The 23,023-nt window shown below is 44.0% G+C and carries 15 protein-coding genes (1 of these 15 only partly in view); 6 read left to right on the top strand and 9 right to left on the bottom strand.

Going from position 1 to position 23,023, the window contains the following annotated elements; genetic code table 11:
- Position 1 precedes the first annotated feature (1 nt).
- Both ACL6C3_RS26975 and ACL6C3_RS26980 read left to right on the top strand, forming a co-directional pair.
- On the top strand, positions 2 to 958 hold the full coding sequence (locus ACL6C3_RS26975) for an ROK family protein (protein WP_413162790.1): 957 nt from the start codon (positions 2 to 4) through the stop codon (positions 956 to 958).
- Positions 959 to 1,571: 613 nt separating this feature from the next.
- Complete coding sequence (locus ACL6C3_RS26980) at positions 1,572 to 2,234, top strand: N-acetyltransferase family protein (protein WP_413162791.1); 663 nt, start codon at positions 1,572 to 1,574, stop codon at positions 2,232 to 2,234.
- 47 nt (positions 2,235 to 2,281) lie between these two features.
- On the opposite strand, the gene ACL6C3_RS26985 is transcribed toward ACL6C3_RS26980, so the two are convergent.
- The 8 genes from ACL6C3_RS26985 to plsX all read right to left on the bottom strand — a co-directional run bounded on the left by ACL6C3_RS26985 (position 2,282) and on the right by plsX (position 10,415).
- Positions 2,282 to 2,485, bottom strand: a complete 204-nt coding sequence (locus tag ACL6C3_RS26985) for a hypothetical protein (RefSeq protein WP_413162793.1) — start codon at positions 2,483 to 2,485, stop codon at positions 2,282 to 2,284.
- Between the two features lie 405 nt (positions 2,486 to 2,890).
- Entirely contained in the window at positions 2,891 to 3,799 is a 909-nt protein-coding gene (locus ACL6C3_RS26990) for an amino acid ABC transporter substrate-binding protein (protein ID WP_413162795.1), read from the bottom strand.
- 411 nt (positions 3,800 to 4,210) lie between these two features.
- Positions 4,211 to 5,119 carry a phosphate ABC transporter substrate-binding protein gene (locus ACL6C3_RS26995; RefSeq protein ID WP_413162796.1) on the bottom strand — a complete coding sequence of 303 codons (909 nt, stop codon included), beginning with the start codon at positions 5,117 to 5,119 and terminating at the stop codon, positions 4,211 to 4,213.
- Positions 5,120 to 5,153: 34 nt separating this feature from the next.
- Positions 5,154 to 5,864 carry a PspA/IM30 family protein gene (locus ACL6C3_RS27000; protein WP_413162798.1) on the bottom strand — a complete coding sequence of 237 codons (711 nt, stop codon included), beginning with the start codon at positions 5,862 to 5,864 and terminating at the stop codon, positions 5,154 to 5,156.
- An 84-nt stretch (positions 5,865 to 5,948) separates the two neighbouring features.
- Complete coding sequence (locus ACL6C3_RS27005; RefSeq protein WP_413162800.1) at positions 5,949 to 6,527, bottom strand: hypothetical protein; 579 nt, start codon at positions 6,525 to 6,527, stop codon at positions 5,949 to 5,951.
- Positions 6,528 to 7,117: 590 nt separating this feature from the next.
- Positions 7,118 to 8,005: an ACP S-malonyltransferase gene (gene fabD / locus ACL6C3_RS27010; RefSeq protein WP_413162801.1), complete on the bottom strand. Its 888-nt coding sequence runs from the start codon at positions 8,003 to 8,005 to the stop codon at positions 7,118 to 7,120.
- 57 nt (positions 8,006 to 8,062) lie between these two features.
- Entirely contained in the window at positions 8,063 to 9,058 is a 996-nt protein-coding gene (locus ACL6C3_RS27015) for a beta-ketoacyl-ACP synthase 3 (protein ID WP_413162803.1), read from the bottom strand.
- Positions 9,059 to 9,377: 319 nt separating this feature from the next.
- On the bottom strand, positions 9,378 to 10,415 hold the full coding sequence (gene plsX / locus ACL6C3_RS27020) for a phosphate acyltransferase PlsX (RefSeq protein WP_413162804.1): 1,038 nt from the start codon (positions 10,413 to 10,415) through the stop codon (positions 9,378 to 9,380).
- 295 nt (positions 10,416 to 10,710) lie between these two features.
- Here plsX and ACL6C3_RS27025 point away from each other — a divergent pair, with 295 nt between their 5' ends.
- The 4 genes from ACL6C3_RS27025 to ACL6C3_RS27040 all read left to right on the top strand — a co-directional run bounded on the left by ACL6C3_RS27025 (position 10,711) and on the right by ACL6C3_RS27040 (position 22,207).
- Entirely contained in the window at positions 10,711 to 12,009 is a 1,299-nt protein-coding gene (locus ACL6C3_RS27025) for a D-alanyl-D-alanine carboxypeptidase (RefSeq protein WP_413162805.1), read from the top strand.
- Between the two features lie 792 nt (positions 12,010 to 12,801).
- Positions 12,802 to 16,110: a choice-of-anchor I family protein gene (locus tag ACL6C3_RS27030; RefSeq protein WP_413162806.1), complete on the top strand. Its 3,309-nt coding sequence runs from the start codon at positions 12,802 to 12,804 to the stop codon at positions 16,108 to 16,110.
- A gap of 642 nt (positions 16,111 to 16,752) precedes the next feature.
- The gene (locus ACL6C3_RS27035) at positions 16,753 to 20,769 is read left to right on the top strand and encodes a glycerophosphodiester phosphodiesterase family protein (RefSeq protein WP_413162808.1); all 4,017 of its coding nucleotides are present in this window, start codon (positions 16,753 to 16,755) and stop codon (positions 20,767 to 20,769) included.
- A 424-nt stretch (positions 20,770 to 21,193) separates the two neighbouring features.
- A complete protein-coding gene (locus ACL6C3_RS27040; protein ID WP_413162810.1) occupies positions 21,194 to 22,207 on the top strand; it encodes a DnaJ C-terminal domain-containing protein in 1,014 nt (337 codons plus the stop codon).
- A 225-nt stretch (positions 22,208 to 22,432) separates the two neighbouring features.
- On the opposite strand, the gene ACL6C3_RS27045 is transcribed toward ACL6C3_RS27040, so the two are convergent.
- Positions 22,433 to 23,023: the final stretch of a ribonuclease catalytic domain-containing protein gene (locus ACL6C3_RS27045; protein WP_413162812.1), read on the bottom strand. It continues 1,428 nt past the right edge of the window; the window shows 591 of its 2,019 coding nt (coding positions 1,429-2,019); the start codon falls outside the window, past its right edge — the gene reads right to left on this strand; it ends in the stop codon at positions 22,433 to 22,435.

Genomic DNA, 23,023 nt, shown 5'->3' on the forward strand with positions numbered 1-23,023 from the left:
AATGAATCATAAAATCCTCGCCCTCGACTTTGGGGGTACAAAATTGGCCGCAGCCACTCTCATTCCCGGCGAACAAAAATGGCACCAGACTCGCCGTCAACTTTCGGGAAATTCTCCCACTGCGGCCACCGATATGGAAATTATGCGATCGCTAATTCGGGAGTTATTGGGCGATGAAAAACCCCTGGCAATTGGCGTCAGTTTTGGCGGGCCGGTTGATGCCAAAACCGGAATTGTTCGCCTCTCCCACCATGTTTCAGGATGGGAAAATACACCCTTACAGGAGATTTTAGAAGCCGAATATAACGCCCCGGTTAGAGTTGATAATGATGCCAATGTTGCCGCTTTGGGTGAATACAAATTCGGCGCCGGACAAGGCTGTGAAAGCTTATTTTATATCACCATTAGTACCGGAGTTGGAGGCGGTTGGATACTCGATGGCCGTCCTTGGCAGGGTTCCCAGGGAATGGCCGGAGAAATTGGTCATACCGTCGTTAAACCCGATGGACCGTTGTGTTTGTGTGGAAAACGGGGTTGTGTCGAAAGATTGGCGTCCGGGCCATATATCGCCCAACAAGTCCGTCAAAGCTTACATGAACAACCCGAAAAAGGGGAAATTATTCGCAATTTAGTTAATCATCAACTCGATAATATTACCGCTGAAATTGTCAGTCAAGCCGCAAACACCGGCGATGAACTCTGCCAAAACGCGATAAAATTAGCAGGATGGGCGATCGGCGTCGGTATTGGGAATGCGGCAAATTTTATCAATCCCCAACGGTTTATCTTGGGCGGTGGCGTCACCAAAGCCGGGGATTTATTTTGGCACCAAGTCCGACAAATTTCTCGCCAAACCGCCTTACCTGAAATTGATTTTGAAATATTTCCCGCCCAGTTAGGCGATGAAGCCCCCCTGTGGGGCGCCGTAGCCTTAGCAGAAACCAGCCTTTTACAGTAAACAGTGACCGGGGGACTGGGGGAGAGGGGACGGGGAGTCGGGTTTGTAGGGGCGGGTTCGAGTTAACCTTGAATTCCTAGCCAACAAGTATTATAAACCCGCCCCGTCACCTTTAATTGCCTGCAAACTTTCTATTTCTTCATAGCTGCCTTCTTCCTTCTTCTTCAAAAATTAACCGATACAAAACTTAATTAATTGTGATAATTCAAAGGAATTATAAACTTAATTATACAATTAACGAACTTATTCCGGATATTGTAATTTTGTCTAGAAAAATAATAGGAATTCCGCATTTGTACGCTTGTAGCGACCCGAATTGATCGCTTAATATGGAAATAGACAGATCGGCGCCGAGTCGAGGCAAAACCAGTAAAAGGAGAAACCATGCTGCTGTCACACGTATCCATCAAGAGTTCATCTTCGAGCAAAAAGAAAAAAGCGGAAGCAGTCAGGAAGCTAGAACCTTATATTTGCCCTCAATCTGAGGAAAAACCCCCATCTCAAGAATCTAGCCCATCCTCTGAGAAAGAATGAATTGACTAACTAGCGATCGCTGATTTACTCTTGCTTAATCGGATCAGAGGTGTACTACTGTTAAGCAAGTTTAGCATGAATGACGCCAACCTACAAGTTTAATTTTAGACCCGCCATCCCTGAAGATTGGGAAGCGATTATTGACATTCATAACTCTCTTGTTACCCGAGATAAGAATGTCTTAAATTATCATGGTTTTTTGTTGGCTAAAACCACAGAAAAAGAGATTCAAGACAACATCGACAAGCAGACTCAATATTTTGTCGCTGTCGAACAATACTTAGAAAAAAACCCGGTTTTTAAACACCAAATCAAGCCGACTCCGAGTCACCAACAAAAAACCGGGTTCCCCAATCAAAATACTACTAATTTTACTAATAACATTCGGGGATTTTTAGCCCTATCAAAACCAAAAATTACCCCTGAATTTTTAAACCAAATTATTTGGAAAGATGATTCTTACCGAAATCAAATTCTCGGCGAGAGACATCTTTATATAAAAATTATCGCCACTCACCCCAACCACAGAGGTAAAGGTGTTGCTCAATTTATGTATAAGTCGCTCTATGAAACCTTTCCCAATTCCTTTTTATCCGCCTTTATCGTTAACAAACCCATCTCAAACCATCGTTCAATTATCTTCCATGAAAAGCAAGGGTTTTATCCCGTCGGAACCCTCAAACTTGAATCTTTTTTAGATTTTAAAAATTATGAAAGTCTTTTGATGGTCAAACAAATCTAATCACATCCCATCAATAAATAACTCTAATAAACCCGCCCCGAAGATTTTTATTTGTAGGGGCGGGTTCCGTCAAGAATTATCCAACCCAAAAATAACTGTAATAAACCCGCCCAATTAACAATTAATTTGGGCGAAGTGGGGCGGGTTCCGTCAAGAATTATCCAACCCAAAAATAACTGTAATAAACCCGCCCAATTAACAATTAATTTGGGCGAAGTGGGGCGGGTTCCGTCAAGAATTATCCAACCCAAAAATAACTGTAATAAACCCGCCCAATTAACAATTAATTTGGGCGAAGTGGGGCGGGTTTAGATAATTTGTTGCTGGGTATCCAAGATTTAAAAGAACCCGCCCCTACGGGGTTTTTATTTGTTTATAGATAGCTGTAATTCAGACCCAATTAACAATTAATTTGGGCGAAGGTGGGGCGGGTTTAGATAATTTGTTGCTGGGTATCCAAGATTTAAAAGAACCCGCCCCTACGGGGTTTTTATTTGTTTATAGATAGCTGTAATTCAGACCCAATTAACAATTAATTTGGGCGAAGGTGGGGCGGGTTTAGATAATTTGTTGCTGGGTATCCAAGATTTAAAATAACCCGCCCCTACGGGGTTTTTATCTGTTAAAACTAGATTTGTTAAAACGAGATCTAGAGTTTACCAAAGCGCTCGTCTGGGCTGTGTGGGTTCTGTACTCGAACGATTTGCGGTATCATCAGAAAAACGTTGATAGGGAAAACGTCCCGTCTCCGAATTAAACCATTTATTCCATAATTCTTCCGTATTTTCTGAACTGGTAATCGTAGAATTGATCAGTTTACCCCATTCTAAATTATTCTGGGGAAAAATACAACCGTAATTTTCAAAAGTCAACGGTTCTTGAGGAATCAAACGATAGAGTTGAATATCTTCCCCTTGCTTCCAAATTTCTCCAATCAGTAAAATACCATCGCTGGCGATCGCATCAATTTCATTATTTTTCAGACGTCGCAAACCTTCAGTTCGACTTCCTAAAATTTGCCAATCAGCTTCAGGATAAATCGGTTTAAAATCAGTATCGGTTGTTGTTCCTTGAATAAAAGCGATAGAAACTGGATTGGTTGTCACCATTTCCAATTCTTCTTCTGTGATCCGAGTTGGATCTAAACGTTCCGCATCTTCTTCTTGAACTAATAACTGTATTCCGGTGGTAAAAAACGGGATAGAAAATTCAACCGTTTGTTCACGTTCAACCGTAATACTATCCGCCCCGCAGACCAAATCAACCGTACCATTTTCGACCGAACTAAACCGATTTTCAATGGTCACGGGTTTAAACTGAATTTGAATCGGTTTATTTAATTCTTGTTCCAGACGACGGTGAATTAACTGCATTAACTCCACAGAATACCCCTCAAAGTTATTGCTATCGTTAGAATAACTAAAGGGAATGGCATCTTCACGCACACCCACCGTTAAAACCCCCGTCCGGTTCACCTTTTCTAACACCGTTTCAGCAACGCTTGGAAGCTGAAGTCCAACGGTAAACAGAAGGCTGAATAAGGAAATTGTAATTTTAGTGTTCATATCGCCAAATTAATCAAAAAATTTAAAATTAAGAATACAGCAATTCGTTGACCGTGAACAGTTATCTGTTACCCCTTTTTTCAGTAGGGGCGGGTTCCACATTGATGTATGTTACTCACAAATAACATTGCTAAACCCGCCCCCCTTATTGTTTATTGTTGTCAGATCCGGTGTCAGGGCGCGTTGATCTCGGCTATTTGTCAGCAGACTTAAATAAAGGTAAAGGCGGAACCTGATGGAGCGGGTTTATTTAACTTATTTCTAGGAAACATAGATTTTCGCGGAACCTGATGGGGCGGGTTTATTTAACTTATTTCTAGGAAACATAGATTTTCGCGGAACCTGATGGGGCGGGTTTATTTAACTTATTTCTAGGAAACATAGATTTTCGCGGAACCCGCCCCTACAAGGCTAATTTTCCTCAAAAATAACCTGTTGTCCAGCCGGTGAAGTTGCATAACCTAAAATCGCTTGTACCTCCGGACTCGCAGGTTCTTTATAAACATAATACAACTGTCGCTGATAAGGATAACTTAAAGAACCCGGTTGTACGCCTTCTACGGGAACAGTTCGCACCGTTTGTTGATTAACAACTTGAGTAAATGTCGCGTATCCAATCCCATATTCACCCAATTGTCTCAACATTCCTGTCGTTTCATCTCGGGGTAAAGTGGTAATATTCGGCGTGGTGCCAAAAGTTCGACCTTGTAAAATCATCTCTTGAAAGGCTTGATGAGTGCCGCTAACCGGGGGACGGTTCAGGACTTGAATGGTCGCATTTGGTCCTCCAACTTCCGACCAATTGGTGATTTGTCCGGTGAAAATACTGTAAACTTGACTATCAGTTAGTCCGCCTTGATAAGGGTTATTAATTCCGACAACAATTGCAATTTGATCGGAGGCGATGGGTAAAGCTTTTAACCCCTGTTTTTCTTCTTGAGGAGTCAGCGATCGCGAAATTCCTGCAATATCGGCTTCCCCGTTCAAAACCGCTTTAATTCCATTATTTGTACCGTTAGCAACCGTTTCAACGGTAGCGTTTGAAAATTGACGCTCAAACCCTTGTTTGAGATTTTGGGTAATCGTTACCATACTGGTTGAACCGTCAATTTTAATCTCAGTATTGGGAGGAACCGACGCCGGAGAGGGAAAAAATTCCGCATCGGGTGGCGGAGGAGGGGGAACCGTTGCTTGAGGATTTGACGTGATATTTCCAGGTTCAGAAACCGGTTTTTTCAGGAAAAACCAATAACCGCAACCGAGTAAAATCAGAAAGATTAAAATATAAACAATGGGAGGCGGGCCGCTGCGTTTTGCCATAACCAATGTCTCCTTGATTAATGTTCTTTACGATCTAATCAGACAGTTGATGAGATTTTCTGAAAGTTTCCAAACGACGTGAAACTTCTTCTTCTGTCGCCAGACGTTCGATATCTGCGCCAAGCTTTTCTTCGGCGTTCATGGTGAGTTCTGCGAGCGCTTGTTGTTCGAGATGACGCTGTTCAACTGTGTTTTTTATTTCCTCAAATTGCGATCGCGCCGAATTAATATTTAACTCATCATTGACTTTAGCAACCAATTCTAACGCCTGATTAATTTCTTGCATATCTTTTAGGTTTGCTAAATCCGTTTGACAAGCTTCGAGTTTCATTCGTTCTTGATGCAAGCGTTGTTGAGAGAGGTTAACATAGTCTTCGGCTCGTTTGACTTGTTCGGCGAACTGGGGTAACATTTTCTCAATTTGAATGGCTTTAGATAGCGCTAAACGTGCCTCGGGTTCATTTCGATTTCGTTCGGCTTGTAGTGCAATTTGTTCTAATTTTTCAATTTCTTTGAGTTTCGCCTGATATGTTTGTTTGGCACGTTGATAAACAGAGGTTTGAGTTGAAACCGCTTTTTCGAGTTTTTTAACCGACTCTTGCATTAACTGTAAGGACTGTTCCGCAGCTTCTAAGGAAACTTCGGGTTCCGGGGACTGATTGGGTATTCCCCACAACCAATTCCAAACGGCTATCGTGGCTTTTCCGCCTGTTTCTCCCATTAACCAATAGATAAACTTTTTCATCGGGGAATATCGTTAGGCTTGGATTTATTTCTAGTTTAATCCCAAATCACCGATCTGGGGTAAAATTAAAGTTAATACAAATCCTCAGGAGGATTGTTCGCGAATCATGGCTAAGACCAAAGCATAAATAATCATATAAAAAAGCGAAATAAACAAACAAATCGGCACCAGTAACAAGATTAACCAAGGCACCACACTCGCCCCAGAAAAGGCTTCTCCCATATCAACACCCAAAACCATACAAGGATTAGCATTGCCTTCATTTAGCACACAATTTCCCTGGTTAGCGAGATAATTCACTAAAAGAATACCGAGTACACTGGGAACAATCGGGATAAACCAAATACAAAATAAAGATAAAAAAAATTGTTGGCGACCGCGTAACGTTAGATGAATAAAAATAACAATAATGGCAATGGCGATAAAAGCCGGCACAATTCCCTGGGGCGACATCATCAACGGAAAATGCCAAGTGATTTGAATTAATTTCTCGATGATCATCCCAAGATTTAATCCAAAAGCCAAACATTGAGAAGATTCTTCGCCGACCAAAACACAACCTTGACTTTGGGCAAATAGAACTAAAAAACTGGCGGTGATAATGGGTAAAATAAAGCTATTAATAATCAAAAACAAACTCATTTTACTCCATTTATTATTCATCGTTTCTCATCCCAATTTACTATTTTTATCCTGTTCTTTTGTCGGGGCGATCTTGAAGAACACCCGCAACGTTCGGGTACGAACCCCCACAAAAAAACAAGCCTCCTTAATTTTAGCCTTTGGAAACAGAGGTAGGGTGCATCAAATCTCATATGAAATCGAAAAAATAATGCTACAGCAATCTTGGGGCGGGTTTATATAGGTGGTTTCTGGGAAATCTAAATTTGTTCGGAAGCCGCCCCTACAGTATTCCCCATCAATCATAGTCACGCAAACATTTAAGTATTTCATCTCACCCATTTTTTTTGAGGAATCATCCACAAAAACCCGTTTGATGCACCCTACTGTTATTATCATGTTTTTTGGCTGCAAATAAAATCGGTAGGGCGCATCACATTCGAGAGATTATTCTAAGTAATCAGATCATGTCCGACTCATCAATAATCCCAAGTGTAGGGGCGGGTTTAGCCAAGATATTGACTACTACTGCGAGATTAAGATAAACCCGCCCCATCCCATAACAGAATTCATCAACCGGACATAATATCACCAACAACAACCCGTTTGATGCACCCCAGTCTGAGAAACGATCAAATAGAGGTCGAAACTTGAGGAATACTGCTAATATTTTCTAAAGCAATATCAGCACAAGTCCGCTTCACCAAACCCGTTAAAACCTTACCGGGGCCGATTTCAATCACCCGTTCAATTCCCTGTTTTGAAAGCTGTAAACAGGTTTCTCGCCAGCGTACAGAACCGGTCATTTGTTGAATCAAACGTTGTTTTAATACCTGCGGGTCAGTCGTCGGAGTCGGATCAACATTTGATAAAACCGGAAATTTAGCTTCAGAAAACTCAACCGACGCCAAAATCTCTTCAAATTCTTTCGCCGCATCCGCCATCATCGGAGAATGAAACGCCCCGGAAACATTCAGTTTAACCACCCGTTTCGCCTTAACATTGGCAATGATACTATCAACCGCTTCGGGAGTTCCTGAAATCACCACCTGGGCGTCACTATTATCATTAGCCAGAACCACATTTTCAGTGTGTTGAACTTGCTGTTCAAGTTGAGTGCGATCGAAGCCAATAAACGCCGCCATTTGCCCTCCGGCGGCATTATTCATCAATTGGGAACGACGTTTAACCAAAGTCAATCCGGTGGCAAAATCAAACACTTCAGCCGCGTATAATGCCACATATTCACCCAAACTGTGACCCGCAACAACATCGGGAGAAAGACCCTGTTTTTTCATCTGTTGGACGAGGAGACTTTCAACCCCATACAAACAAGGTTGAGTGTAAAGCGTACAAGAAAGTTTATCCTCTTCCGATTGACACAAATCCGGAACAGACCAACCGAGTATTTTTTCAGCCATTTCTAACTGCGGTTGTGCTTCGGGTAAATCAAATAAATCAGCGCCCATACCAACCGCTTGAGATCCTTGGCCGGGAAAAACCCATGCTATTTTTGTCATTTTTAAACTGTTAATTGTTCTAAGAAAAAAGTGGTAAAATGATAAAAGATCAACGGGCTAAATTCCCCATTGAAAAATTGCGGCTCCCCAAGTTAATCCCGCACCAAAACCGGAAGCGGCAATCACATCGCCCGGTTGAATTTTGCCCGATCGCACCGCTTCATCGAGAGCAATCGGAATAGAAGCGGCCGAAGTATTGCCATAATTGGCAAGATTACTAATCACCCGATCGGAGGGAATATTGAGGCGTTGGGCGACAGCATCCATAATTCGCTGGTTGGCTTGATGGAGAATCAGCCAATTAACGCGATCGACCGTTAAATCGGCTCGAAATAAAGCTTTTTCGATCACTTCGGGAACCTTTCTGACCGCAAAGCGATAAACTTCCTGGCCATTCATAGTAATCGGTTGATAAGTCCCTTGACTGACGGTAACACCTTCAATCAACGTATGAGGTTGGGCTTGAAACGCCAAATTCAGACAACCATTTTGAGTCCCGTCGCTGCGGAGTTCAAACCCCAAAAGGCGATCGGATTCAGACGCTTGCAAGACCACCGCCCCCGCACCATCGCCAAATAAAACACAAGTGCGGCGATCGGACCAGTCCACCCAACGGGAGAGAATATCGCCCCCGATCAGCAGAACCGTTTTATAGGCCCCTGTACGGATAAATTGAGCGGCAGTGACCAAACCAAAGATAAACCCCGAACAAGCGGCCGTCAAATCAAAAGCCACCGCTTGAGTCGCGCCCAGTTGGGCTTGAATCAGACTGGCCGTCCCAAATAAATCATCCGGGGTCGAGGTCGCCAGTATAATCAAATCGATCTCAGAGGGGTCAACTTGTGCCATCGCGATCGCCTGTTTTGAAGCCGCCGCCGCCAGAGAACACAAACTCGTCGTGTGAGGATCGGCGACTCGGCGGTCGCGAATCCCGGTGCGAGAAGCGATCCATTCGTCGGACGTGTCAACGATCTGTGAAAGTCCGTGATTATCCAGAGAAACCGATGGAGTGGCCGAGCCACTGCCAATCATTGCAATACCTATATTCGTCATGTATCCTTGCTCAGAAGAAGTCAGAAGTTAGAACCCGAAGGGAGTCCCTATTGCTGGAAAATTCAATGATTTGTATGAATTGATGGTAAATGGGTTCATCAATTTAGCCTCACCGATCGTTTGCCATCAATTTTCTTCCGGTTGTTGATTTCAACCTGCTCGTTACGAGATTACAGACCGAAAAATGGTCTTGTGGTTAACAATCGCATCTTATCAGTCTTGTGTACCCCCGCTTTCAGAGAGAGTGAGGATGAATCGGGGACTCCATCGGGTGTCAGATCGGCGGGAAGTTCAGAGAAACTCCCCTCGTCGATGGCAACTACTGACCGCTTGCAGCTTTTTGATGAGATTTTTCGTACTGAGATTGAATCCGTTCAAGTACACGGTTGTTAATCGCATCTCTGGCCGAACGAATCGCATTACAAATCGTCGGCGCCTTGGATGAACCGTGACCAATAATGCACACTCCGGCCACCCCTAACAGCAGTCCGCCCCCATGTTCGACATGATCGACCCGTTGTTTAAATCGTTTCAAACTCGGTTTAAGCAATGCGGTTCCCAGTTGAGCGCGCAGGCCCGCTGAGAGTTCCTCTTTGAGTAGATGTAATACAATCTCACCGACACCCTCGGCAAATTTTAACAGAACATTACCGACGAAGCCATCACAAACAATCACATCATACTGACCCGAGAGGACATCCCGACCTTCTGCATTTCCGGCAAAACTAATTTGGGTGTTTTCTTGCAGCATTTGGTAAGTGCGAACCGCCAGATCGTTACCTTTGCTGGCTTCCTCGCCAATATTGAGCAAACCCACCCGAGGATCGTCAACCCCGAGAACGTATTTACTATAAATTGACCCCATCACCGCAAATTGTTCGAGAAATTTGGGACGACAATCAACATTCGCCCCCACATCGAGAACCAATACCGGCGAAGTCGGGTCTAAAGTTGGCAGAACCGCCCCAATTGCCGGCCGATCGATCCCCGGTAGCCGGCCGACCCGCAGTAGTGCCGCAGCCATAGCCGCCCCCGAGTGACCCGCCGAGACCACCGCATCTGCTCTTTTTTCTTTGAGCAAATTCATTGCTACATTAATAGAAGCTTTGGGCTTGCGTTTGAGAGCGCCCAACGGCTCTTCGTGCATTTCAATCGCTCCTTCGGAGGAGACGATTTCCGGTGGAGAGGATAGAGTTGGGTGATGCTTTAGACAAGCTTCCAGTTGCTGTGGATCTCCGACAAGCAACACTTCAACACCCAATTTTTCCTGTGCCATTAATGCTCCTGCTACAACTTCTGCGGGAGCATAATCCCCACCCATAGCGTCAATTGCAATCCGTGCGCGAGTTGAACCCATTGACCAATCTTATTGAAACCTTAAAAATTCTACCAAACAGTTATCGCGGTTTATAGCGCGATCCCTTTTTCGGGGGACGGGTTAACCGTGAACAGTTACCCGTTGTTTGAGTTAACAGTTGTCAGTGACCCGTTACCCGTTAAGAGTTATGAGTTTTTTCACTGTAACCTGTAACCAGTACCCTGTAACCTATAACCTGTAACCTGTAACCTGTAACCTGTAATCTGTAACCTGTAATCTGTAACCTGTAACCTGTTGACTTGCCACTGAATATCTAAAAAAAGAGGAATAAACAATGTTAGATGTGTTTAGCTCGGGAGTCCTATCAGCATGGTTGGAAATGGCAGGCGTAGACCCCATTGAGTTGAATGCTGCCACCCATCAAGTTTGGCAAGGCGGACTCTCTAAGTTAATCTTACTCGATCAACCTGACCCGATTGCCAGCGATCTGGTTCAACAGTATCTAAACCGACTCGCCGCCCGGGGATTATCCGATCAAGTCCAAGGGGTTTGGATTCAAGCAGGCCCCATTTCTTTGGCCAATAATGTCGGGACTACACCGCTTCCTGCGGCTTCCATTACAAAAGTTGCCACCACTCTCGCCGCTTTAGAACAATGGACGCCCGATTATCAATTTGAAACCTTGATCGCCACCACCGGCCCGGTTGAAAATGGTGTGGTTCGAGGTGATTTAATTGTTGTTGGCAGTGGCGATCCGTTTTTTGTTTGGGAAGAAGGTTTTGCTTTGGGGAATACTCTCAACCAAATGGGGATTACTCAGGTGATGGGAAATTTGGTGATTTCTGGCGATTTCTCCATGAATTATGAGTCTAACCCGATTCCAGCCGGTGAGTTTCTCAAACAGGCTTTAGATTCTCGCCTTTGGCCGGATGAAGCGATCGCTCAATATGAAGACCGAATGCCCCCCGGAACTCCTAGACCGGTTGTCGCGATCGCCGGAACCGTTCAACCTCAGTATAGTGCCGTTCAAGCGACTCCTTTAGTTCGCCATAAATCTTTACCCCTGGCGGAAATTCTCAAACAAATGAATATTTATAGTAATAATTTGATGTCGGAAATGTTGGCTCAAAGTGTGGGAGGACCAACGGTTGTTCGCGAAAAAGCTGCCTTGGCTGCGGGGGTTCCTGTGGAGGAAATTTCAATTATTAATGGTTCGGGATTGGGGCATGAAAATCAAATTTCTCCGAGAGCGGCCGTGAGAATGTTTATCGCACTCCAACAAAAATTAGAGGGGACAAATTTAAACGTTGCTGATTTATTTCCCGTTTCTGGACGGGATTTAGGTACGCTCGAATTTCGCAATATTCCCCTTCATTCTCCGGTGAAAACGGGCAGTTTATTTGATGTGAGCGCTTTGGCCGGAGCCATTCCCACCAAGGATCGGGGTGTGGTTTGGTTTGCGATTATTAACCGAGGAACCGGTTTGGATGATTTACGCGATCATCAAGATTGGTTGCTTCAACAATTAGTTAGTCAATGGGGAACTCCCCCAACGTTACCGACGGGTATTTCTCCTCATATTGATGGCAGAAAACCTTACCTCGGAGATATGAGCCGCAATGAAATTCTTTGATTTGATTTGACTTTCTTATAAAAAGTTTTGAGGTGGCTTAAGCCGCCTTTTTTTTAGATAAGGCAAAAGGCAAAAGGGGAAAGGGGCAGTTTACAGTTTACAGTTACCAGTTACCCTTACGGGTTCGGCAGTTGCTCCTTGATGGAAACCACCAAGACCGCACTGCCTCACCAGTTACCAGTTACCAGTGTTTTCAGTTGTCAGTTTTCAGTAACTCCTGAACTCCTGAACTTCTGACTTTTGACTTTTGACTTCTAACTTCTTTCCTCCCCACCTCCCCTGTTACTGCTGTAGATTTAAAATTTCTTAAGAATTAATCAATAAATTTTTTAATATTTTATTCGGGTTGAATCCTTGACCTGCTGCACCTCGCCCCCAAGCTTTAATCCCAATCTAATTTAACTGAAATGGCCCTTTAAAAATAGCATTGTTCTATAAAACCTGTGTAAAGCTTTTGTAAAAAAAATGCACCCAATCCGGATTGATAACCCTCTGTTAACCTTAACGCCTTAAAGTCTTGATGTGGTTATAAAGAACGCTGTTTAACTGTTCTAATACTACTGATTTTTTCCAGAGGTTTATCACTCTGTTTTCCCACCCTAGATAAGGCAAGAAAACAAGAGGTTACAGTAGAATATTGCTGATATAAAAAAATCTGATTATCTGGCGATCTAAAAAAATAGCTCGTTGTTAATCAGCATAATTTACCGCGAAAATTGGACAGTAAAGCATCAACAGTAATCAGTAATCAATTGTGTCTAAAAATTTACTTTTATCCAACTAAAGGAAGCTATGACTACCAATAAACTAACCGTTTTAGGAACTTACGAAACCAATACTTTTGACGAAGGAGGGGCAACAATTCCAGCCTTTGACCCAGAGACAAACCGCGTATTTGTGGTTAATAATGCCAGCAACGTTATCGATATTCTCGACATTTCTAACCCCACAAACCCCAATAAAATTGGTGAACTCGACATTTCAAACTTTGGAAACACTCCCACCGGTGTAGCCGTTCAAAATGGTATTGTTGCGGTAGCGGTTCGATCCGAAAGTAACCTTGAACCCGGTCAAGCCGTTTTTTTTGATACCGAAGGAAATGTTTTAAACTCTGTTGAAGTGGGGGTTTTACCCGACTCGATCGCCTTTTCTCCCGACGGAACAAAAGTAATTACAGCAAACGAAGGGGAACTCAGCGAAGACGGCGACGCCGAAGGAACAATTAGTGTTATTAATATTGCCAACGGCATCGAAAATTTAACCCTTTCTACGGCCGATTTTACCGCTTTTAACGGTCAAGAAGAAGAACTTCGCAGTCGGGGCGTCCGTATTTTAGCCGGAAAAATGGCATCCGAAGACCTCGAACCCGAGGCGATCGCCATTTCTCCTGATAGTAAAACCGCCTTTATTACCCTGCAAGAAAATAATACCGTTGCAGTGGTTAATTTGGAAACCGCTACAGTTACAGAACTGCAACCTCTAGGTTTAAAAGACTGGAGTCAAGGCTTACCCGAAGTTACCCAATATCGATGGAATTTAAGTGAAGAAATCCTGGGAACCACACCCGCCGGACAAGAAATTTTGTTGGGGGGAATGTCGGGTTTATTTTTTGAAAAACAAGAAGGGGATACTTTACATTTTATCGCAACTCCCGATCGCGGCCCCAACGGAGAACCCACCGATGTTGATGGCGACGGTACGCGAGAACGTCCCTTTGCATTACCCGACTATCAACCCCGTTTAGTTCGTTTTAGTGTCGATCAATCGACCGGCGAAATTAACATTAATGAACAAATTTTCTTAACTCGGGAAGTTGATGGGGAACAGGTTCCTTTGACCGGACTTCCTAACGTACAAGCCGGAGAACGTGGCACCGCATACACCGACGAAGAACCCGTTGATTTACTCGGGAACCCCTTAGAAAATGATCCCTTTGGTGCCGATATGGAATCGATTGTTGTCGCCCCAGACGGCACATTTTGGATGTCTGACGAATACCGTCCGGCCATTTATCATTTTAACGAAAATGGGGAATTAATTGATCGGTTTATACCCGAAGGAACCGCAGAAGCAGCTAACGTTGAAGAAGGAACTTTTGGAACAGAAACTTTACCTCCGGTTTACGCCCAACGTCGCACAAATCGCGGCTTTGAAGGGATGGCATTGGATACCGATCAAGGTAAACTTTATGCTTGGATTCAAAGCCCAATTGATAATCCCGATGTGGGTAACGATGCCAATTCTCGCAGTTCTCAAGTTTTAAGAATTTTAGAATTTGACCCCGCTTCTGGAGAGTCAACCGGAGAATATATTTACTTCCTAGAGGGTTCCCCCGGAGTCGATAAAATTGGCGATGCGGTTTACACAGGAAACGGTAAATTTCTGGTGGTTGAACGGGATGATGGCATCGACGCAACGGCCGAAAAGTTTGTGTTTGAAGTTGACCTAGCCGGGGCGACAAATATCTTGGGAACTGAACTTTCCCAAGCCACCGATGAGAATGCTTTAGAAGGAAAAACCGCAGATGATTTGGTTGAATTGGGCGTACAAGCGGTTACAAAAACTAAAGTCTTGAATTTGCCTTCTTTGGGTTATGTTGCCGGAGATAAAACCGAAGGATTGGCACTTTTGCCGAACGGTTCTTTGGCAGTTATTAACGATAACGACTTTGGCTTATTACCCGAAGAAATTCCCGTTGATGGTTCTGTTCCGTTTAATCCCAGTCCCACCCAAACGGTGTTGGGAATTGTTGATTTTAGCGGGTTCAATCAACTCGATGCTAGCGACAGAGACGGGGAAATAAATCTACAAAACTGGCCGACTTTGGGACTCTATCAGCCCGATGAAATCAAAGCCTTTGAAGTTGACGGTCAGACCTATTATATTACCGCCAATGAAGGCGACGAACGAGAAGAAAATGTTCGAGTTGAGGATGTTATTCTTGACCCCGTTGCCTTTCCGAATGCGGAAGAATTGCAGCAAGAAGAAAATTTGGGACGTTTGAGTATTTCTGGAATTGATGGGGATATTGATGGCGATGGCGACTTCGACCAACTCATTTCTTTTGGCGCCCGTTCCTTCACTATTTTTGATAGCAACGGCAATATTGTTTCGGATACCGGCGGAGAATTTGAAGAAATTACAGCCCAACAATTCCCCGAATTTTTCAACTCCGATAACACCGAAAATAACTTCGATAACCGCAGCGATAACCGAGGCCCAGAACCCGAAGGAAATACCATCGGAGAAGTCAACGGACGCCTCTATTCTTTCACCGGATTGGAACGAATTGGCGGTATTATGGTTTATGATATTACCGACCCAACACATCCCGAATTTGTTCAATATATCAATAACCGCGACTTTAGCGGCGACCCCGAAGCGGGAACCGCAGGAGATTTAGGACCGGAAGGTTTAACGTTTATTTCCGCAGAAGATAGCCCCACCGGACGCCCGCTTTTAGTAGTCGGAAATGAAGTCAGTGGAAGTACCACCGTTTATGATTTTGGGTCGGATGCAGTTATGGGAAGTTCTGGGAATGAAACCTTACTCGGAACTGATAATAATGACCTAATTTTTGCTGAACCTGGTGATGATGTAGTTGCCGGTTTGTTGGGCGATGATATTATTGACGGCGGCGAGGGCGATGATGTTTTGAGAGGTGATTTAAACAGTCGTTCTCCGGGGGGAAAAGTTGGCGGAAATGACACCATTAATGGCGGTTTGGGTGATGACCGTATTGGCGGAAAAGGTGGAAATGATGCCCTATTTGGAGAGGAAGGCGACGATGATATTTGGGGCGATGATGGCGATGACTTGCTGCGGGGCGGCTTAGGAAATGATACCTTAACGGGCGATGATTTTTCGGGCGGTCAAGGCGCCGATACGTTTGTTTTAGCCGTTGGAGAAGGAACCGATACAATTGCCGATTTTGAAGTCGGTATCGATGTCATTGGTTTAACGGAAGGCTTGAGTTTTGAACAGTTAACGTTAGAAACTCAAGGACGAAATACTTTGATTAATTTCGGCGAGGATACGTTAGCAATTCTGCGAAATGTTGAGGTTTCTAGTCTAACCTCGTCTGATTTTAGTTTGGTTTAACTCTTTGTAGGATGGGTCAGATATTTAATTAAACTAACCCCAAAATAAAGCTTTCAGTCTGACCCATCACACCCGTAGGATGGGTCAGATAGTTAATTGAAAAACCCCCAAATAAACCTTTCAGTCTGACCCATCAAACTTGTAAAATGGGTCAGATATTTAATTGAACTCACCCCAAAATAAACCTTTTAGTCTGACTCATCAAGCCTATAGGATGGGTCAGATAGTTAATTCCCATGAGATACAAGCCAAAAACCCGGTTTCTTTAACAACACAGATAGCCGATTTTCCGAGAACCGAAGAATAAACCAGGTTTTTTAGTCTCTACTCTCAATAACTATTAATTAAAAAAAATATTGATTTCAAAACTCAATCCTAAGATTATTATTTCAACTTTAACTATATTTAATTTGAATATAATCCCATCTTAAACTTCAAATGATACCTTGATTCACTGGGTCTGAAAAAGTAATTTTTCGATCAAATTACAGACTCAACTTTTTTTTTACCCGATCCCGATCAACAGAATAGGAACGGAAATATCAATCCGTTTCAATGATCGAAGTAAAAAAAATTAGTAAATCTGGGTGCAGTACCAAACGATTTAATCAATTGATCAAAACTTAGCATCTACCCCAAATTATGGAAAACATCAAACTCGTTGGTTTTGCATCACTTCCGGCTGATACTTTTGCAGAAGGGCCGCCTGCGGGTGCAGATAATGGCAACGGCGAACCCATTTCTGGAAATGGAAGAACAGGCCCCTTTGACGGCCAACCCATTCAAGGGTTTAGCGGCGTACAATTTGCCCCCGGAAGCGACGGAAATACCTTCTGGTTTCTGTCAGATAACGGTTTTGGAAATATCAGCAATAGTTCCGATTATTTACTGCGTCTCTATCAAGTCGATCCGAATTTTGTGGGAACAGAAAACGGCGATGGTAGCGTAGACGTTCAGGGTTTTGTACAACTCTCCGACCCGAATAATTTAATCCCGTTTGAGATTATCAACGAAGGAACAGAAGAACGTTTTTTAACCGGATCGGACTTTGATATTGAGTCAATTGTCGTCGAAGGGGATAGCCTTTGGATCGGCGATGAATTCGGCCCCTATCTGTTAGAATTTAACTTGGATGGAGAACTCCAACAAGCGCCCATTTCTACCCCAAATATTCCCACCCTCAACACGTTAAACGGACAAGAACCCCTTGTTATCGGACATCGGGGTGCCAGTGGAGAACGTCCCGAACATACTTTAGAAGCCTATAAATTGGCAATTGAACAGGGTGCAGATTTTATTGAACCGGACTTAGTTTCGACAAAAGATGGCGTATTAGTTGCCCGTCACGAAAACGAAATTTCTGGTACAACTGACGTCGCAGAACGTCCCGAATTTGCTGATCGCTTTACTACAAAAATAATCGATGGTCGGGAAATTAGCGGTTGGTTTACCGAAGATTTTACCCTAGAAGAACTCAAAACCCTCAACGCAAAAGAACGCATTCCCGAACTGCGAAATACTGCCTTTGATGATGATGGTTTAAAAGTTCCCACGTTGGCGGAAATTATCGACTTAGTTAAACAAGTTGAAGCCGAAACCGGGAAACAAATTGGCATCTATCCCGAAACCAAACATCCCACCTATTTCGACAGCATTGAACTTTCCCTCGAAGAACCGTTAATTGAGACATTAGTTGAGAACGAATTCACCGATCCCAACCGGATTTTTATTCAGTCTTTTGAAGTCGGAAACCTTCAAGAACTGCACAATACAATCATGCCGGAAGCCGGGGTTGATCTTCCCTTAGTGCAGTTAATTGGTGGCGGTGGTGCGCCCTATGATTTCATTGAAAATGGCGATTCCCGCACCTATACTGATTTAATTACCCCCGAAGGTTTGGCGGAAATTGCAACTTATGCGGATGGAATTGGACCTTCTAAACGGCGAATTCTTCCAGTAGAAACTGTTGATAATGATGGCAATGGCGAACCCGACGATATCGACGGAGACGGACAAATTACCGACGCCGATCGCGTACTCGGTGAAACCACTTCTTTAATTGATGACGCCCACGATGCGGGTTTGTTAGTTCATCCCTACACTTTACGCAATGAAAGCGTATTTTTAGCCTCCGATTATAATGGAAATCCCGAGGTAGAATATGAACAATTAATTCAACTCGGCGCCGATGGTTTCTTTACCGATTTTCCGTTAACAGGCGATCGAGTTCGCGATCAAATTGTTGCAGAAGAAGTTCGGGCGCCGCAAAATCCTGACTTACAATTTAACAGTTTATCGGGTGAACCGCCTTTAGTGATCGCCCACCGGGGCGCCAGCGGAGATCGTCCCGAACACACGTTAGAAGCCTACGAACGGGCGATCGCGCAGGGTGCGGACTTTATTGAACCTGACTTGGTTCCGACCAAAGACGGCGTGTTAATTGCGCGTCACGAAAACGCTTTGGCAACCGTTGAACTCGATGAGAATGGTAACATTGTTTTCGATGAAAATGGCGATCCGATTGTCACTTTGGAAACCACAAACGTTGCTGATTTAGAACAATTTGCCGATCGCTTAACGGTCAAAGAAATTGATGGCGATCTCTATGGCGGTTGGTTCTCCGAAGATTTTACGTTGGCAGAAATCAAGGAATTAAAAGCGCGAGAACCCATTCCCGGTATTCGCCCCCAAAATACCGAATTTAACGATCAATTTGAGATTCCCACCCTGTCGGAAGTGATCGACTTGGTAAAACAAATTGAAGCGGAAACCGGGAAAACTATCGGCATTTATCCCGAAACCAAGCACCCGACGTTCTTTGAAAAAGAGGGAACTTTTCTCGATGGAACGCCCATCAATATCGACACCTCCGAAATTCTGGTCGATACGTTAGTTGAAAACGAATTTACCGATCCGGATCGGATTTTTATTCAGTCTTTTGAGATTGAAAACCTCATCGAACTGCAAAACGAATTTTTACCGGAAGCGGGAATTGATTTGCCGTTAGTTCAGCTTTTGGGAGACTTTACCGAATCCCAAGGAAGCTTCTCTTTCCCCTACGATGTTGTCTACAACTTTGGGGAAGGAAACGCCAACGCAACCCCCGAAGTTTATGCCGATTTCCCCATAGAATTTTCCGCAGCAACCGATTACGGCGAGTTAGCAAATCCCGAAGTTATTGACTACATCGGTTCGGCTTACGCGGAAGGTTTGGGACCCTGGAAAAATAGCTTCATTTTGCGGGAAAGAATTGATGAACCCGTCGATGGAAATGGCGACGGCAACGCTCAAATCACCTCCCAATTAACCGGGGAAATTATCCCGTTAGTAGACTGGGCGCACGATGCGGGAATGCAGGTTCATCCCTACACGTTGCGAATAGAAGAAAACTACTTAACGTTAAACCCGGACGGTACTCCCCAAACCTTAGAAGATGAAGTTCGTCAACTGACAGAAATTGGTGTTGATGGGTTCTTTATTGATAACCCGGTTGTCGGACGAATTGTGGTCGATAAACTGATTGAATTGCCGAATTTAAGCACCTCTCGGGGATTTGAAGGGATGGCGTACAGTCCCGATTTAACCACATTATATCCCCTGTTAGAAGGGGCGGTTGTGGGCGACCAGGATAACGCTTTACGCATCTACGAATTTGATATTGCTTCCAATTCTTACACGGATTTGGTTGGGTTCTATCCGACTGATGTTCCGGGTCATGCTATTGGTGATTTTACCCCAATTAACGACACCGAATTTTTGGTGATTGAACGGGATGGCGGTCAGGGAGAATCGGCGGAATTTAAGAAGATTTTCAAGGTCGATATTTCTCAAGTCGATGAAAACGGCTTTGTTCAGAAAGAAGAACTCGTCGATCTGTTGAATATTGCTGACCCCGATGACTTAAATAATGATGGTGAAACCACATTTACTTTCCCGTTTGTCACCATCGAAGATGTGTTGGTTCTTGATGAAAATACGATTCTGGTTGCTAACGACAATAACTATCCTTTCTCCCTCGGTCGGGGTCCGGATATTGACAACAATGAAATCATCAAACTCGAACTTGATGAACCGCTAAACCTCGATCCGCGTTTGGGCGTTCCGGTTGCTGAAGCTGAACCGACTGATGGTAATGATGTCCTGATGGGTTCGGCTGAGAGTGAGATCATTGCGGGTCTTCTCGGTAATGATGACATTAGCGGAGGTGACGGCGATGATATTCTTCGAGGCGATTTAAACAGCCGTTCTCCGGGCGGAAATATAGGCGGAAATGACACCATCTCCGGCGGTTTGGGTAACGATCAAATTGGCGGAAAAGGTGGAAATGATTCCTTATTTGGTGACGAAGGTGATGATTTAATTTGGGGCGATGATGGCGATGATATTCTTCGCGGAGGCTTAGGAAATGACACCTTAACGGGTGATGATTTCTCAGGCGGTGAAGGTGCCGATACATTCGTTTTAGCTGCGAATGAAGGAACCGATACTATTGTTGATTTTGAAGTTGGAATTGATGTCATTGGTTTAGCCAATTTAACCTTTGCTGATATCAGTTTAACCTCCGAAAATGGCAATAGTTTGATTACATTTGGGGATGAAATATTAGCAACGATAGAAGGTGTTGAGATGCTTTCTGAATCGGATTTCTCGGTTCTTTAACGCGATAATTTAACCCTATCTAAATTCATGCAATCAGGGAGTTAAGACAAATAATTCCCTGATTTTTTATTGTTGACTGATGGGAAATTGGGATACTCTGAGAAAATAACTTTTTACACTATCACTTTGAATGCCGATCAGAGGTACGGATATTGCGATCGCCATTTCAGCAAGAACCGAACCCTGAGCGGTCTTAAGCTTTGATAGGTTAGACGGGTAAGAGTACAGGTAGCAAATTCTCCGGCTTAGTTGTATCATTTTCCTCACCTCTGTAGAGACATAGTGTTCATATTCATCTGGGTCGCACAGTTACAAGTCTTGATGATCAGGGAGGGTAGGTTGGAGATGACAAAATACTGAACATGACTCGATTTAATGTTTCTGTGGAATAATCAACGAGATAGTATTCAGAGGAAGGTAGTGAATGGCAGCGACAGACTATAAAGACTATTATGCAATTTTGGGTTTAAGTAAAACGGCGAGCGCCGACGAGATTAAGAAAGCGTACCGGAAATTAGCGCGTAAATATCACCCCGATCTCAACCCCGGTGATAAAGCGGCGGAAACCCGTTTTAAAGAAATCAATGAAGCCTATGAGGTGTTGTCCGATCCGCAAAACCGCAAAAAATACGATCAGTTTGGTCAATATTGGAATCAAGCCGGGGGGTCGGCGGGATGGCCTCCCGGTGGCGGAACGACGGTAGATTTTAATAACTTAGATTTTAGCCAATTTAGTAGTTTTGATGAGTTTATCAATACTTTATTGGGTCGAACGGGAACGAGAACTCGTCCGGGTGGAACCGGAAGTCGCAGCTATTCCTATCGTACCGGAACCGGGAGAACAACGGGGTTTGGTGGCGGTTATGAGGATTTTTCTTCGGGTTACAATAGGAGTACCTCTAAAGGTTCTTCTCTCGATCAAGAAGCGACGATTTCTTTAAGTTTGAGTGAGGCGTTTCGAGGGGTTAAAAAGCAAGTTGGCGGGGGTGAAGTTTCAATTCCTGCGGGTGTGAAGTCGGGAAGTAAAATTAGAGTTCGGGGTCAAGGTCAACTCGATCCCTACACGCAGCAACGGGGGGATTTGTACTTGAAAGTTGAGATTTTACCCCACTCGTTTTTTCAGTTTGATGGTGATAATTTGATCTGTGAAGTTCCGGTGACGCCGGATGAATTGGTGTTGGGTGGAGCCATTGAAGTTCCGACTCCCGATGGTTTGGTGACGATGAATATTCCGGCCGGTATTCGTTCGGGACAAACGCTAAGATTGCGGGGTAAAGGTTGGATTAAACCTAAAGGTGGCGGACGCACGGATCAATTCGTTAAACTGGTGGTTGTTCCGCCTAAAGATCTCAGTTCGATCGAGCGGGAATATTATGAGAAAATTAGAGCCAATCGGAGTTTTGATCCCCGTAGTGATTTACAGCAAATCAAGCTATAAATTGATATGGTATCTGACTAATCAATAATCATTCTGTAGGGGCGGGTTCGGCAATATCTTTACTACTACTCAAAGATTTAGATAAACCCGCCCCTCCCCCATAACAGGCATTAATCAACCGGATATCATAAGATTTAAAATTGATAGCAACTGAGGGAAAAGAAAGCGTCTAAAACTTTTCCCCAGTCAGTTGATTTCAACTAAAAATTAGATCATTTTAGTGACTTATGAAAATGCAGGTTCAGTTGCTTGATCGGTGATTTCTTGAAATTGAATAATATCTTGTCTGGGGTCTACATGAGCCACCTTAACCGTAAAACGTTCTCCGAGTTCAGCGTTACGATTTAATCGCATGGGTAATTCGACAGCCAGTTCTTCGAGGAGAACCAGTCCTAAATTGCTGTCTTCCCGCAGCCAACGCAATAAAATTGCTTGCCAGGTTTGATCGAGGTGACGGCGAAGAAACTCCAAACTCCAGTAACGATTGGTTTCCCGTTCGACTTTCGAGGCTTCCTTGACAGCAGGCCCCAAGCTCATCACCATCTCTTGCATTTGATCGGCGGAAAAGGGAGGGTTTTCCCCTCGTAAATGAGCTTTAATTTGAAAATGGGCGAGTAAATCACTGTAGCGACGAATGGGAGAAGTGACTTGAGTATAGGTTTCTAAGGCTAAACTGGCATGGCGAGCCGGTGTTAAGCTAACTTCACTGCGGGGCATATAGCGGCGCATCGCACAAGAGCGAACCGCCCCGGCAGGAAGTTGTAAGAGTTCTTCGGCAGGAGGTAACTCCGGTTGCGGTTGACTGCGATAAGGTAG

Origin of the sequence: Capilliphycus salinus ALCB114379 (genome assembly GCF_047276495.1) — a bacterium.
Taxonomy (GTDB): Bacteria; Cyanobacteriota; Cyanobacteriia; order Cyanobacteriales; family Microcoleaceae; genus Capilliphycus; species Capilliphycus salinus.